Origin of the sequence: Umezawaea sp. NPDC059074 (assembly GCF_042738955.1) — a bacterium.
Taxonomy (GTDB): Bacteria; Actinomycetota; Actinomycetes; order Mycobacteriales; family Pseudonocardiaceae; genus Umezawaea.
Map to the genome: position 1 here is coordinate 22,448 of NZ_JBHYHC010000029.1, position 14,599 is coordinate 37,046.

Below are 14,599 nucleotides of genomic sequence, written 5' to 3' on the forward strand. Positions count from 1 at the left end.
GGGAAACCCGTTGCCGGGCAAGGAGAAGGAAGGGGGCCGAGTCAGGCGTTGAGGGAGACGCGCTCGGTGGTGGGTCTCAGCGCGGACAGGAGGCGGACCACACCCGACCGAGGTCGATGTGGTCACGGGTGACCAGTCGCAGGCTTTCCACGGTCCCAGTGGACCAGCGGTTCCGGAGTTCGTCAACGAGACGTGGAACGGGCGTCCAACCCTCGGAATCCCTTGACTTCCCGGTGGTGGCGGAGTTCTCATCGGGGAGCGGCGTTGAGGGACGCGGCACCCGTTTCCCGTGCTGTCCCTCGCCCTCCGGAGACCTTCAGTGAGCGTTTCCACCGATCTCCAACCACCGTCCACCGCCCGCACCGCGCCCGCCGAGGTCGTCCCGCTGCGCCGCCCCGGCCGGTGGATCTCCGCCGTGGTGGTGCTGGTGATGCTCGCCGCCGCCGTGCGGTCGGTCGTCACGAACGAGGCGTTCCAGTGGAGCGTCGTCGCCGAGTACTTCACCGCCGACGTCGTGCTGCGCGGCCTCGGCCTGACGCTGTGGCTGACCGCGTTGACGCTCGTGCTCGGGTTCGCGCTCGGCACGCTGCTCGCGGTGCTGCGGCTGTCCGGCAACCCGGTGCTCGTCAGCGTGAGCTGGGGCTACGTCTGGATCTTCCGCTCCGTGCCGCTGCTCGTGCAGCTGCTGTTCTGGTTCAACATCGGCGCGCTGTACCCGACGCTGTCCTTCGGGATCCCGTTCGGCCCGGACTTCGTCAGCCTCAGCTCGATCAACCTCATCGGGCCGACCGCCGCCGTCATCATCGGCCTCACGCTGCACGAGGCCGCCTACGCCGCCGAGATCGTCCGCGGCGGTGTCCTGTCCGTGGAACAAGGACAGGTCGAGGCGGCGTTGGCACTGGGCATGGGCCGCGGCCGGATCCTGCGGCGGATCGTGCTGCCGCAGGCGATGCGCTCGATCATCCCGGCGGCGGGCAACTCGCTGATCGGCACGCTCAAGGGCACGTCGATCGTGAGCGTGCTGGCCGTGCAGGACCTGCTGTTCTCGGTGCAGCTCATCTACAACCGGAACTACCTGATCATCCCGCTGCTGCTGGTCGCCACCATCTGGTACGTCGTGGTGACGAGCGTCCTGAGCGTCGGGCAGTACTACGTGGAGCGGTACTACGCGCGCGGTGCGGCGCGCGCCCTGCCGCCCACGCCGTGGCAGAGGCTGAAGGGACGGCTGCGATGAGCGCGGCGACGCTCGTGCGGATCAGCGACCTGCACAAGAGCTACGGCACGACACCCGTGCTGCGGGGCGTGGACCTCCAGGTGCGGCAGGGCGAGGTCACCTGCGTGATCGGGCCGTCCGGGTCGGGCAAGAGCACCCTGCTGCGGTGCGTGAACCACCTGGAGAAGATCAACGCGGGCGAGATCGAGGTCGACGGCGAGCTGATCGGCTACCGCAGGCACAAGGGCCGGTTGCACGAGCTGAAGGACCGGGCGATCACCCGGCAGCGGGCGACGATCGGCATGGTGTTCCAGAACTTCAACCTGTTCCCGCACCTGACCGTGCTGGAGAACGTGGTGGAGGCGCCGATCGGCGTGCGCGGTCTCGGGCGCGCGGCCGCCGTGGCGCTGGGCAGGGAGCTGATCGCACGGGTCGGGCTCGCGGGCCGCGAGGACTCCTACCCGCGGCAGCTCTCCGGCGGGCAGCAGCAGCGGATCGCCATCGCGCGGGCGTTGGCGATGGAGCCGAAGCTGATGCTGTTCGACGAGCCGACCAGCGCGCTCGACCCCGAACTGGTCGGTGAGGTACTGGCCGTGATCGCCGACCTCGCCGAGGCGGGCATGACGATGGTGGTCGTCACGCACGAGATGGCGTTCGCCCGGCAGGTCGCCGACACCGTGGTGTTCCTGGACGAGGGTCAGGTCGTGGAGTCCGGTCCGCCGGGGGAGCTGCTGGTCAACCCCCGGCACGCCCGCACCCGCGAGTTCCTGGCGAGGGTGCTGTGACCTCGGAGCCGGTGGTGCTCGTGCTGGTCGGCGGCGGTCCGCGAGCGGCCGGGCTGATCGAGCGGATCGCGGTGAACGCGCCGGAGCTGTTCCCCGGCGCGGCGCTGGAGGTCCACGTCGTGGACCCGCACCCGGTCGGCGCGGGGCGGGTGTGGCGGTACGAGCAGTCCGAGCTGCTGCGGATGAACTCCATGGCCGTGGACGTCACGATGTTCACCGACGCCAGCGTGGTCTGCGACGGCCCGGTGCGGCCGGGTCCGTCGCTGGCGGAGTGGGCCGAGAAGGTCGCACCGTCCGATGTGGACCTCCCGGACGACGTGCGCGCCGAGGTCGGCCGGTTGGAGCCGACCACGTTTCCCAGCAGGCGCTTGCAGAGCGCGTACCTCGGCTGGTTCTTCCGGGACGCGGTGGCCGCGCTGCCGCCGGGGATCACCGTCCGGCAGCACCGGACGACGGTCGTGCGGATGTCCGGCTCGGTGCACGGTCGGCAACGGGTGTGGCTCGCCGACCGGACCTCGCCGCTGGTGGCCGACGCCGTGGTGCTGACGCTGGGCCACCTGGACGCGGAAACCGGTGCGGAGGAACGGGAACTGGCCTCCTACGCGGCCGAGAACGGGCTGACCTACCTGCCGCCGGACTACTCGGCCGACAGCGACTTGTCGGCCGTGGAGGCGGGCGCGGACGTGGTGCTGCGCGGGTTCGGGCTGGCGTTCATCGACCTGATGGTGCTGCTCACCCAAGGGCGCGGCGGAAAGTTCGAGCGGGTCGACGGCGAATTGCGGTACACGGCGTCCGGCAACGAGCCGCGGATCCACGTGGGGTCGCGGCGCGGGGTGCCGTACCACTCGAAGACCGGGTACCGGCTGCAAGGCGACCCGCTGCCGCTGCCCCGGTTCTTCGGCGGCGAGGTGGTCGACCGGCTGCTCGCGGCGACCGAGGAGTTCGACTTCCGGGCGGACGTGTGGCCGCTGCTGGCCAAGGAGATCGCCTGGGGCTACTTCCACGAGCTGTTCACCGGCCACCCCGACCGGGTGTCGCGGCCGTGGGCCGAGTTCGCCGCCGAGTACGCCGACTTGGACTGGTACAGCGCGGGGATGACCGCGCTGGTCGAGTCGTCGGTGCCGCGCGAGGAGGACCGGATCGACTTCGAGCGGATCGACCGGCCGCTCGCCGGGAAGGCGTTCGCGTCCGGTGAGGAGTTCCAGGAGCACCTGACGGCCTACGTCGAGGCCGACCTGGCCCGGCGGGCCGATCCGGCCTTCAGCGCCGACCTGGGGGCGTTCATGGCCCTGCTGTCGATCTACGGGCAGCTGCCGCGGGTGCTGACCGCGCCGAAGCTGTCGCCGTCGTCCCGGCTGGCGCACGCGGACGGGTGGTGGGGCGGGTTCTTCAGCTTCCTGGCCAGCGGGCCGCCGCCGGACCGCCTGGAGGAGCTGCTGGCGCTCTCGCGGGCCGGGATCGTGCGGTTCCTCGGGGCCGACCTGTGGGTCCGGGCCGAGGACGGCGTGTTCCTGGCCGGGAGCGCGAGCACGCCGGACGTCGTGCGCGCCACCGGTCTGGTCGAGGCCCGGTTGCCCACCCACAGCCTGGAGCGGACGGCCGACCCGGTGCTGCGGGCGTTGCGCGGTGCCGGTGACGTGGTCGAGGAGAAGCTGTCGGATGGGCGCTCCACGGGGTTGGTGCGCGTCTCGCCCGACAACCGGCTGATCGGACGGGACGGCCTGGCACACCCACGACGGTTCGCCCTGGGCCCGTTCACCACGGGCCGCGCGTTCGCCGCGTTCGCCCGACCGGGCACCAACGCGCCGGGCTTCCGCCAGAACGACGGGGTGGCGCGGTCGTTGCTCCAGCTGCTCGCCGACGAAAGCGCGAAGCGGGCTGACAACGTGGCCTGACCGGCTGTGGCGGGCGGCCACAGCCGGTCAGCGCCTCTAGCCGATCGAGGTGTACCGCCCCTGGAACCTGACCAGGGGCGGGTTCCCCGCCGTGTGCTGGATCTCCAAGGGCTCGCCCACCAGCGCGATGTGGTCGCCCACGGCGATGCGGCGGGCCGTGCGGCAGCGCAGGCGGAGCGGGGCGTCCAAGAGGTGCGGGACGCCGTCGTCGTCCGGCTGCCAGTTCGTGGCCTCACCGAAGCGGTCGGAGCCCGTCTTGGCGAACAGGTCCGACAGGTCGCTCTGGCCCGCGTGCAGCAGGTGCACGGCGAACAGCGGCGCGGTGCGCAGCACGGGCCACGCGGACGCGCCGTCGCCGATCCACACGACGATGAGCGGCGGGTTCATGCTCGCCGAGGTGAACGAGCTGACCGTCACGCCCACCGGCCCCTCGGGGCCCTGGGCGGTGACGATGGTGACCGCTTGCGGATGGTCGCGCAGCGCGCCCTTGAGGTCGGTGGCCAGGTCGCGCTTCGACTGGTGCGGTACGACGCTCATGCGGGAACCCCCAGTGCGGTGAGGACGGATGCCGTGCCGTTCGCGGTGAGCTGCTCCACGAGGCTCTCGATCAGCGCGTCGTGGTCGGCGAGCACCGCTTCGTTGAGGAAGAGGCCGGGGCCGGGGATGTGCGCGCCCAGTTCGACGAGCACCGGGCGCAGGTGCAGTTCCACGGCCAGCGCGTGCCTGTCGGAGGCGGCCACCTGCAACGGGATGGCGGTCTTGCCCTTGAGCCACCCGCCGGGCGCCTGGTCGAGCACGGACTTCAGCAGGCCGGTGTAGGTGGCCTTGTAGGTCGGCGAGGCGATGACCAGGACGTTCGACAGCTCCAACGACGCCAGCGCGTCCTTGACCTTCGTCGAGCCGGGCGCGAACAGGTCCTGGGCCAGGTCGGCGGCGTCGACGACGGCACCGTCCCGCGACCCCGGCAGGACGCGCTTGACCGCCTCGCGCAGCGCCAGCGCGGCGTTGAGGGTCCTGGACGCCGGGCGGGGGTTGCCGACGAGCGTGCCGATCAGTGCGGACATCGATGACTCCTTGGGGCGCAACGGGAACTGGGCCGAGTGGTCCGGGTTACGGACAGCGGTCCGAACACGTGCGCGCGAAGTCCACGTGGCGGCGGCGGGTCAGGAACTCGGCTCGGTTCACCCCTCCGAGCCTGCGGTGACCGCGCCGCCGCGTCAAGGACGTCCAGTCGGCGGGACTTCGGGTCAGGCGGTCGCGGCGGCGGCCGCTCGACCCGCCGTGCGGCCCGAGAACACGCAGCCGCCGAGGAACGTTCCCTCCAGCGCGCGGTAGCCGTGCACGCCGCCACCGCCGAAGCCGGCGGCCTCGCCCGCGGCGTAGACGCCTTCCAACGGCCGGCCGTCGTCCTTGAGGACCCGGCTGGACAGGTCGGTGTGCAGGCCGCCCAACGACTTCCTGGTCAGCACGGAGAGGCGCACGGCGATCAGCGGCCCTGCCTTCGGGTCCAGGATGCGGTGCGGCTCCACGACCCGGATGAGCTTGTCGGTGAGGAAGTGCCGCGCCGCCGAGATGGCGTTGACCTGCATGTCCTTGCCGAGGCCCGAGGTGACCTGCCGGTCGCGCTCCACGACGATGCGTTCGAGGTCCGTCGCGTCGATCATGTCGCTGCCGGTCAGGGCGTTCATGCCCTTGGCGAGGTCGGCGATCGTGCGGCCGAAGATGAACTCCTTCGACCGCTTGGCGAACGCCTCCACGGGCGCGACCGCGCCGGGCAGCGCGCGCTTCAGCACGAGCTTCACGTCCTTGCCGGTCAGGTCGGGGTTCTGCTCCGACCCGGACAGCGCGAACTCCTTGCCGATGATCCGCTGGTTCAGCAGGAACCACGAGTGCTGGTGGCCGGACCGCACGATGTGGTCGAGCGCGCCGAGCGCGTCGAAGCCGGGGAACAGCGGGATCGGCAGGCGCTTGCCGGTCGCGTCCAGCCAGAGCGACGACGGGCCGGGCAGGATGCGGATGCCGTGCCTGCTCCAGATGGGGTCGTAGTTGGCGATGCCCTCGGGGTAGTGCCACATGCGGTCGCCGTTGATCAGCTCGCCGCCCGCCTTGCCGACGACGTCGAGCATCTTGCCGTCGACGTGGTCCGGGACGCCGGACAGCATGTGCTCCGGCGGGGTGCCCATGCGCGCGGGCCACGCCTTGCGCACGAGGTCGTGGTTGCCGCCGATGCCGCCGGACGTGACGACCACGGCCTGCGCGCGCAGCTCGAAGTCGCCCGTCACCTCGCGGGAGCTCTTGACGCCGCGGGCGACCGTGCTGGGCTCCAGCACCTCGCCGCGGACGCCGTCGACCTTGCCGCCGGTCGTGGTCAGCTCGGTCACGCGGTGCCGGAACTTGAGCGTCACCAGGCCCTTGGCCACGCCTTCGCGGACGCGGCGCTCGAACGGGGCCACGATGCCGGGGCCGGTGCCCCACGTGACGTGGAAGCGCGGCACGGAGTTGCCGTGGCCGTCGGACAGGTAGCCGCCGCGTTCCGCCCACTGCACGAACGGGAACCAGCGCACGCCCATCGCGTGCAGCCAGGAGCGCTTCTCGCCCGCGGCGAAGTCGACGTACGCCTCCGCCCACTTGCGCGGCCAGTGGTCGCTCTCGCGGTCGAACCCGGCCGAGCCCAGCCAGTCCTGGAGCGCCAGTTCCGCGGAGTCCTTCACGCGCAGCCTGCGCTGTTCGGGGCTGTCGACCAGGAAGAGGCCGCCGAACGACCAGAAGGCCTGGCCGCCGAGCGACGCCTCCGGTTCCTGGTCGAGCAGGATGACCTTGCGACCTGCGTCCACGAGTTCCGCGGTGGCTGCCAGCCCCGCCAGACCCGCGCCGACCACGATGACGTCCGCGTCCTGTGCCATGGGGCGCAGTCTAGGAGTCCAGGGGTCGGCCGCGCAGCAGGCGGGCCACGGGACACGAAAGTTCTTCGCGTTATCCGGGGAGGTGGGAGACCGTCGGCCGGGTGCGGAAGGGGGGATTTCCGGTCCGGCCGACGGCGGTCGGCGGGTAGGGGCGCGCTACGGGCGTCTCGGGGAGGGTCCGCTCCGGCCGAGGGGTGCGTCCGGGCGAACCGACGCCGTGCGCCGCGCCCTGGTGCCGACCACTGGTAGAACGGGTGGTACCACGCGGATGTTCCCCTGGTGTCCGGCATCACTCCCCGCCGAACCCCTGAAATGCGGGCATCGGCCGCCGGATGAATTCGTTACCGGCGAAACCGAAGGACGTCGTATTCACCGTTGACAGGGGTTGACATTCCATTCCATCAGCCCTTGACTGGAGTTCCGGTGCTTCAACCGTTATCGGAAAAACGGTCGCTAGCCTGGAAAAGCCTTTCGTACAAGGGTTCTTTCGGTCCAATGTGGACCTGTTCAATAGGCTGATCGTCCTATTGCCCGTTCGTGCGTAGAAGAGGTGTGCTTCCACCATTCTTCCCCCACGAAGGGTTTTCGCGTCGTGATCAAGTCAGGACTTCGGTGGAGACACCGCACCAGCGCGGCCCTCCTGGCCGCCGTGCTGGGTTCGACTGGGTTCGGCTTCGCCGCCACCCCCGCAACCGCCCAGCCGCTGCCGCCCGCGCAGGCCGACAAGCAGCTGGACAAGCAGGACCGCGCCCTCCTCGCCGAGGCGGAGCAGGCGGGCAAGGCCGACGTCACGCTCCTGGTCGCCGCCGAGGCGGGCAAGGTCGACGCCGCCACCAGCGAGCTGAAGGCGCTCGGCGCCACCGTCGAGACGACCGACCGCGCGGTCGACTACCTCAAGGTGACGCTGCCCCGCGAGCAGGCCGAGAAGGCCGCCAAGCTCAAGTCGGTCGACGCCGTGGACGTCGACGGCCTCGTCGCGGTCGACAACCCGCGACCCGAGGGCGCCGCCACCCCGCTGCCGCAGAAGGCCCCTGGCGCGAAGACCCCCAGGGACAACCCGTACATGCCGATCGCCGACACCGGCGCGGCGTCGTTCACCCAGTCGCACCCGAAGTGGGACGGCCGCGGCACGACGATCGCGATCCTGGACTCCGGCGTCGACCTGGACACCCCGGCGCTCGCGACCACCACGACCGGTGAGCGCAAGATCGTCGACTGGTACAACGCCAACGCGCCGACCGAGAACGACGGCACGTGGGTCGCGATGGGCAAGGAGCGCTACACCGGCGCCTTCACGTCCGGCGGCGTGAACTACACCGCCCCGGCTACCGGCGGCCCGTACGCGCTCGGCCTGTTCAAGGAGACCGCGAAGGACCTCGGCGCCTCGACCAGCGAGGTCGGCGGTGACATCAACCGCGACGGCGACAAGCTCGACACGTTCGCCGTGCTCCAGGACGTGCTGACGAAGGAGGTCCGGGTCGACCTCGACCAGGACGGCGACTTCACCGACCAGACGCCGATGATCGACTACAAGTACAAGAAGGACGTCGGCTTCTTCGGCACGGACAACGCGGCCACCCCGATCGTCGAGCGGGTCGCGTTCGTCGTCCAGACCGACAAGTCGGTCTACGACAACGGCGGCACCGCCTTCGTCAACCTCGGCATCGCGGGCGCGGCGCACGGCACCCACGTCGCGGGCATCACCGCGGCGAACGCCATGTTCGGCGGCAAGATGAGCGGCGCGGCGCCCGGCGCCAAGCTGATGGCCGTCAAGGTCTGCCTCACCTCGTCGTCCTGCACCAACAGCGGCCTGCTCGAGGGCGTCCTGTACGCCGCGCGCAACGGCGCGGACGTCATGAACATCTCGATCGGCGGCCTCCCGGCGCTCAACGACGGCAACAACGCCCGCGCGGAGCTCTACAACCGCACGATCGCCGAGTACAACGTGCAGATCTTCATCTCCGCGGGCAACAGCGGCGCGGGCGCGAACACCGTCGGCGACCCCTCGGTCGCCACGGACGCGGTGAGCGTCGGCTCGTACATCACCAAGGAGACCTGGCTCTCCAACTACGGCTCGGTCACCAAGCAGGGCGACAACCTGCACGGCTTCTCCTCGCGCGGCCCGCGTGAGGACGGCGGTTTCAAGCCGGACATCATCGCGCCCGGCTCGGCGATCTCCACCGTGCCCCGCTGGCAGGTCCCCGGCCCCGTCGCGGGCACCTACGAGCTGCCGCCCGGCTTCGCCATGTTCAACGGGACGTCGATGGCGTCCCCGCAGGCCACCGGTGCCGCCGCGCTGCTCGTCAGCGCGTACAAGGCGACCCACGGCGGCGAGCGGCCCAACGCCGCGAAGCTGCGCAACGCCATCAAGTCCGGCGCGGACTTCCAGAAGGAGTTCGGCGCCTACGAGCAGGGCGCGGGCCTCTTCGACGTGAAGTCGGCCTACAGCATCCTCAACCGCACCGGCGCGCAGGACGTCGTCACGTCCTCCGTCGAGGTGCACACCGCGCTGTCCGGGGCCCTCAAGCCCGCGAACACCGGCGTCGGCATCCACGACCGCGAGGGCGTGACGCTCGGCAAGGAGTACACCCGGACCTACACCTTCACCCGCACCACGGGGTCGGCGAAGCCGGTCAAGTACAAGGTCGACTGGGAGGGCGACGACAGGTCGTTCGACTCGGCGAGCAGCGTCACGCTGCCGCTGAACACCCCGGTGAAGTTCGACGTCAAGGTCAAGCCGAAGAAGGCGGGCGTGCAGTCGGCCGTCCTCACGCTGGACAACCCGTCCACGCCGGGCGTCGACCTGTTCACGCTGAACACCGTGTTCGCGCCGAACGACTTCACCGCGGCCAACAAGTACGCGGTCACGCAGTCCGGTGAGATCTCGCGCAACCAGGTCACCAGCGTGTTCGTGCGGGTCCCGCAGGGCGCCAGCGCCCTCAAGGTCGACATGGTCGCGGGCGGCGACGCGGGCAAGGGCCAGGTGCGCTTCCTGCGCGTCGACCCGACCGGCATCCCGCTGGACAACACGGCGTCCACGGCCTGCTACAACCCCGACGCGGGCGCGGGCTGCACGCCGGGCACGCCCACCAGCCGCACGGTCAGCAACCCGATCCCCGGCGTCTGGGAGATCGTGGTCGAGGCCCGTCGCACGTCCGACGTCGACAAGGCCCCGTACCAGATCACCGCGTCCGTGCTGGGCACCACCGTCAGCCCGAACCCGGACACCATCGCGTCCGCCCCGCTCGGCCAGCCGGTCGCGCGGACCTACCAGGTGACCAACTCGCTGTCCGCGTTCAAGGGCGGGCTCGTGGGCGGTCAGCTGACCAGCGCCAAGATCGCCAGGCCCAGCATCGCCAACGCGGCCGTGCAGACCTACGACATCCAGGTGCCCGCGGGCGCCAGCGCGGTCAGCGCGACCATCGGCAGGACGAGCGACCTCACGGCCGACCTCGACCTGACGCTGTACAACTGCACCACGGGCACGTGCGTGGTGTCGAAGACGTCGGCGGACGGCGACTCCGAGGAGTCGGTCATCACGCCGAACCCGGCCGCCGGTCTGTGGCGGGTCGAGGTGGACGGCTACTCGGTGCCCGCGGGCACGACCGAGTACGACTACATCGACTTCTACGCCTCGTCGGCGCTCGGCCTGGTGTCGGTCTCCGACCCGCAGGTCGACCGCCCGGCTGGCTCCACGTGGACGGTCAACGGCACGGTGACCGCCGCCAGCCAGCCCGGTGCGGGCCGGGTCCTGCGCGGCGAGCTGCTCGTGCAGACCGCCGAGGGCGCGACCGTCGGCCGCGGCACCGTCGTGGTGCAGTCGGTCGTCTAGCTCCTGCTCGACGAACGGCCCCGCACTCCTCCACTGGAGGGGTGCGGGGCCGTTCCGCGTTATTCAGCGACGGCCCCGTGCTTCGCGCACGGGGCCGCCGCGCCCGCTAGGGAGTCGGATCGGGGAAGCCGATGGGCTCTTCGACGTCGGCGCGGGACACGCCCTCGAGCGTGGCCGCCCGCGCCGCCAGGTCGACCGGCACGCTGGCGCGGATGTAGCCCACGGTCGCGTCGGTGGACTCCACCGTCGCTCCGAGGTCCCGGAGGGCCTGTGCGGTGGCCTCCGTCTCGCCCTGGACCGCGGAGATGGTCAGCACGACCGCGTCCTGCCTGGCCTGCTTGGCCATGTCGATCAGCTCCTTGGCCCTCGGGGCCAGCGTCGGCGTCTCCGGGCTCGACGGTAGGCCCGTCGAAGGCGGCACCGAGAGCACCTGGGCGTCCGACGGGGTCGTCACCGTCGTCACCGCCGTCGGCGCGCTCGTGCTCACCGACAGCGGGGCGGCCGCCCGCCCACACCCGCCCGCCACCGCCATCCCCAAGATCAACACCACCGCGCTCGGCACCCGCTGTCTTCCCGTCACCTGCGTAGACGGGGTGAGGCGGCCGGGAGGTTGCACCGACCGTAAGATCCGGAACAACCCGCCGAAGTGGAGCAACCCGTGCAGCGCAGAGCACTCGCCGGTGCTGTCGTCGTCGTCCTGCTGGCCGCGCTGGTCGTCACGGACGTGCGGACGACGGCCAAGTCCTTCGTCGACGTGTCGTCGGCGAGAGCGGCGATCACCCGCCTGCTCGGCGGCGACACCGTGCGCGCGGCGCAGTTCGAGCTGGCCACGACCCCGGCGAGCCCCGGCATGGCGGACTCGTTCCAGATCGGCGGCACGGAGGGCGACGTCCTGCTGTCCGGCACCAGCGAGGTCGCGATCATCTCCGGCTTCAACTGGTGGCTCAAGTACGTGGCGGGCGGCCACCTGTCGACCAACGGCGACCGCCTCGGCCTGCCGGAGAAGCTGCCCGCCCCGGAGAAGCCGATCAGCAGGCGCACCACGCTGACGGACCGCTACGCCTACAACTTCACCGTCTACGGCTACACGATGCCGTACTGGACGTGGACCGACTGGGAACGCGAGATCGACTACCTCGCGGCCAGCGGCGTGAACCGCGCGCTCGTCCTCGTCGGCCAGGAGGCCGTCTGGTACGACACGTTCCAGTCGTTCGGGATGTCCGAGTCCGAGGTGCGCGACTGGATCGCGCAGCCCTCGTTCCAGCCGTGGCAGTGGTACGGCGAGATCTCCGGCCACGAGCCCCCCGGCGGCGCGCACACCGGCCCGGTCAGCGCGGACCTGATCGCCCGCCGCGCCGCGCTCGGCAAGCGCGTGGCCGACCGGATGCGCGAACTCGGCATCACGCCGGTGTTCCCGGCGTTCGTGGGCCACGTGCCGGACCAGGTGTTCGCCGACCGCAACCCCGGCGCGAACGTGATCCCGCAGGACGACTACGCCGGGCACCCCAGGCCGTTCTGGCTCGCGCCGACGGACCCGCTGTACGCCAAGGTGGCGGCGAAGTTCTACGAGGTGCAGAGCAAGCGCTTCGGCGACACCACGCACTACTCCAACGACCTGATCCACGAGGGCGGCGTGCTCGGCGGCGTCGACATCGGCGACGCGGGCAAGGCCGTGCAGGACGCGCTGACCAAGGCGCACCCGGACTCGACGTGGGTGCTCCAGGCGTGGCAGGACAACCCGTACGAGGACCTGATCAAGTCCATCGACCGCAAGCGCGTGCTGGTGCTCGACCTGGACGCCGACGACGGGCCCGCGTGGAAGCGCAAGGACGCGTTCTGGGGCGCGCCGTGGGCGTGGGGCACGATCCAGAACTTCGGCGGCAGGCTCGGCACGTTCGGCAACCTGGCCGAACCGGGGCAGACCCTGCCGGAGGTCCGGGCGATGTCGAAGGCCGACCGCGGCGACCTGGTGGGCACGGCGATGGTGCTGGAGGGCACGCACCAGAACCCCGTGGTGCAGGACCTGTTCGGCGAGATGGTGTGGCGCGACAAGGCCGTCGACCTCGACCAGTGGATCCAGGCGTACGCGAAACGCCGCTACGGCGCGGGCGACGACCCGCACGTGCGCGAGGCGTGGGAGATCCTGCTCAACACCGCGTACTCGTTCCGCGCGACCAACCACGAGAGCGGCGAGGGCCCGTACGAGAGCCCCTTCACCGCGCTGCCCGCGCTGAAGGTGACGTCGTCGTCCTACTTCGGCCCGACCGAGCCCCGGTACTCCGCGCAGGAGTTCGAACCCGTGCTCGGCGAACTCCTCCAGGCCGACCCGGCCGTGCGCGAGGAGGAGACGTACAAGTACGACCTCGTCGACGTGACGCGGCAGGTGGTCGCGAACCGCGCCCGCGGCACGCTGGACGAGATCGCCAAGGCGTACGCGGCCAAGGACGTGGCGGCGCTGGACGTGCTCACCGACCGGTTCCTCGGGTACATGAAGAGCACGGACGAGCTGCTGGGGACGCAGAAGGACTGGCTGCTCGGCACGTGGCTGGAGGACGCGAAGGCGTGGGGCGCGAACCCCGCCGAGAAGGCCTCGCTGGAACGCGACGCCCGCGCGATCATCAGCATCTGGTCGGAGAAGGCCTGCGGCGTGCTGCGCGACTACGCGAACCGCGAGTGGAACGGCATGGTGTCGAGCTACTACCAGCCCCGCTGGGAGCGCTTCTTCGCCGAACTGGCGGGCACCGTCGACAGCGGCACGCCGCCGAACATCGACTGGTGCGCCACCGGGGCCGACTGGACCTCGCAGACCGCGGCGTTCCCGACGAAGCCCAGCGGCGACACCTACGCGGTCGCGAAGCGCATCGCCGACGAGCTGGGGCTGAAGAACTAGGGGTGGGCCAGCCCCCGTGCCGATCGGCGGGCTGGCCGGATCGTCCGGGGGACGGGGAATTCCTACCGTTCTCCCCATGGTCAACCACACAACGTCCTTGCGCCGCAAGGTGATCGCCCTGTCCGCCGCCGCGGCCCTCGTGCTCACGGCGTGCGCGGCTCCGAGCGCCGCGAGCAGCCCGTCCCCGGCGCCGTCCACTGCCGCACCCGCTGATGTCCGGACGCGCAAGGTGGTGAACGCCGAGCACGAACTCGTCTTCCACGTCGTGGACGGCAAGCTGCCCGCGCTGGTCCTGGACGCGGGCGGCGGCCTGAACTCGTCGTACTGGAAGGACCTCGCGCCCCGGTTGGCGAAGGCCACCGGGTCGAAGGTCATCACCTACGACCGGGCGGGCGAGGGGGAGAGCGCCGAGGTGTCGGGGCCGTGGCGGGTGGAGAACGCCGTGTCGGACCTGGAGGCCGGGCTCAAGGAGCTGGGGGTGACGAAGGACGTGGTGCTCGTGTCGCACTCGATCGCGGGCGAGGTCGCCACGACGTTCGTGACCAAGAACCCCAGCTGGGTGTCCGGGGCCGTCCTCGTCGACGCGAACGTGCCGGACTTCTTCACCGACGAGATGCTGACGGCGTTCGCGCCGGTCATCGACCAGCAGAAGGCCGCCCTGATGGCGCAGCCGTCGACCAAGAACAACCGCCAGCTGCTCGCCGTGATGGTCGACTACGCCGCCGTCCACCGCGCCTTCCACCGGGTGACCTGGCCGAACGACGTGCCGGTGACCGTGATCGTCTCCGCTGGTACCCCGTTCGAGGACAGCCCCGAGGGGGCTCGGCTGTGGCGTGACGGCCAGGAGCACTTCGCCAAGGCCGGGCCGAACCGGAAGCACGTGGTCGCCGAGGGCACCACGCACGAGGGGATCGCGACCGAGCACCCGGAGGTCATCGCCGCGGCGGTCGACGACGTGCTGAAGACCATCCGCTAGGCGGTCTCGAAAAAATCTTGGAAGAAATTCCGCGAGGGTTGTCGGATCGGGGCGGGGCCGTTCGTAGCAGTGGTGAAAGGCCCGCAGGGAGCGGCGCCGAGAGCG

At 70.9% G+C, this 14,599-nt stretch carries 10 protein-coding genes; 6 read left to right on the forward strand and 4 right to left on the reverse strand.

Translation table 11 applies throughout. The annotated features are described in order from the left end of the window. Positions 1–319 precede the first annotated feature (319 nt). Genes ACFWW9_RS15780 through ACFWW9_RS15790 form a run of 3 tightly spaced genes read left to right on the forward strand, consistent with a single transcriptional unit; the run spans position 320 to position 3,893 of the window. Positions 320–1,234, forward strand: coding sequence for an amino acid ABC transporter permease (locus tag ACFWW9_RS15780; protein ID WP_390377183.1), 915 nt, complete (start codon positions 320–322; stop codon positions 1,232–1,234). Then, positions 1,231–1,998 (forward strand): amino acid ABC transporter ATP-binding protein, encoded by a 768-nt coding sequence (locus ACFWW9_RS15785; protein ID WP_390377186.1) that lies wholly within the window; start codon positions 1,231–1,233, stop codon positions 1,996–1,998. Before ACFWW9_RS15780 ends, ACFWW9_RS15785 begins: the two co-directional genes overlap by 4 nt. After that, positions 1,995–3,893, forward strand: coding sequence for an FAD/NAD(P)-binding protein (locus ACFWW9_RS15790; protein ID WP_390377189.1), 1,899 nt, complete (start codon positions 1,995–1,997; stop codon positions 3,891–3,893). The genes ACFWW9_RS15785 and ACFWW9_RS15790 overlap by 4 nt, the downstream gene beginning before the upstream one ends. 36 nt (positions 3,894–3,929) lie before the next feature. Here the strand turns inward: ACFWW9_RS15790 and ACFWW9_RS15795 are convergent, their stop codons facing one another. From ACFWW9_RS15795 to ACFWW9_RS15805, 3 genes are all read right to left on the reverse strand, one after another. Next, entirely contained in the window at positions 3,930–4,430 is a 501-nt protein-coding gene (locus ACFWW9_RS15795; RefSeq protein WP_390377192.1) for a flavin reductase family protein, read from the reverse strand. Then, positions 4,427–4,957 (reverse strand): NADPH-dependent FMN reductase, encoded by a 531-nt coding sequence (locus ACFWW9_RS15800; protein ID WP_390377195.1) that lies wholly within the window; start codon positions 4,955–4,957, stop codon positions 4,427–4,429. Before ACFWW9_RS15800 ends, ACFWW9_RS15795 begins: the two co-directional genes overlap by 4 nt. Before the next feature lie 183 nt (positions 4,958–5,140). Further along, the gene (locus ACFWW9_RS15805) at positions 5,141–6,796 is read right to left on the reverse strand and encodes an FAD-binding dehydrogenase (protein ID WP_390377198.1); all 1,656 of its coding nucleotides are present in this window, start codon (positions 6,794–6,796) and stop codon (positions 5,141–5,143) included. A gap of 592 nt (positions 6,797–7,388) precedes the next feature. Here ACFWW9_RS15805 and ACFWW9_RS15810 point away from each other — a divergent pair. Further along, positions 7,389–10,628, forward strand: a complete 3,240-nt coding sequence (locus tag ACFWW9_RS15810; RefSeq protein ID WP_390377201.1) for a S8 family serine peptidase — start codon at positions 7,389–7,391, stop codon at positions 10,626–10,628. Between the two features lie 106 nt (positions 10,629–10,734). Here the strand turns inward: ACFWW9_RS15810 and ACFWW9_RS15815 are convergent, their stop codons facing one another. After that, positions 10,735–11,208 carry a hypothetical protein gene (locus ACFWW9_RS15815; protein WP_390377204.1) on the reverse strand — a complete coding sequence of 158 codons (474 nt, stop codon included), beginning with the start codon at positions 11,206–11,208 and terminating at the stop codon, positions 10,735–10,737. Positions 11,209–11,286: 78 nt separating this feature from the next. Between ACFWW9_RS15815 and ACFWW9_RS15820 the strand changes: the two genes are divergently transcribed. Continuing rightward, complete coding sequence (locus ACFWW9_RS15820; protein WP_390377207.1) at positions 11,287–13,518, forward strand: alpha-N-acetylglucosaminidase; 2,232 nt, start codon at positions 11,287–11,289, stop codon at positions 13,516–13,518. 76 nt (positions 13,519–13,594) lie between these two features. After that, positions 13,595–14,494 carry an alpha/beta fold hydrolase gene (locus ACFWW9_RS15825; protein WP_390377209.1) on the forward strand — a complete coding sequence of 300 codons (900 nt, stop codon included), beginning with the start codon at positions 13,595–13,597 and terminating at the stop codon, positions 14,492–14,494. Positions 14,495–14,599: the final 105 nt, after the last annotated feature.